Annotated in this window: 1 rRNA gene; it reads right to left on the reverse strand. The window is 52.9% G+C overall.

The annotated features are described in order from the left end of the window. A 23S ribosomal RNA gene (locus V6B97_RS17350) occupies positions 1 to 255 on the reverse strand; the annotation flags it as partial.

The following is a 255-nucleotide window of genomic DNA, read 5'->3' on the forward strand; positions in this document are numbered from 1 at the left end:
GTCTACTCCGCCCAACTTAGCGCCCTTGTCAGACTTGCTTTCGCTACGGCTCCGCTTGCGCTTAACCTTGCTGGACAGAGTAACTCGCTGACTCATTATGCAAAAGGCACGCGGTCACACCTCAAGGATGCTCCCACAGCTTGTAGGCAACAGGTTTCAGGTTCTATTTCACTCCCCTGACAGGGGTTCTTTTCACCTTTCCCTCACGGTACTGGTGCACTATCGGTCGCCAGCGAATACTTAGCCTTGGAAGAT

The sequence above is a fragment of the Nitratidesulfovibrio sp. 1201_IL3209 genome, from assembly GCF_036763125.1.
Classification (GTDB): Bacteria; Desulfobacterota; Desulfovibrionia; order Desulfovibrionales; family Desulfovibrionaceae; genus Cupidesulfovibrio.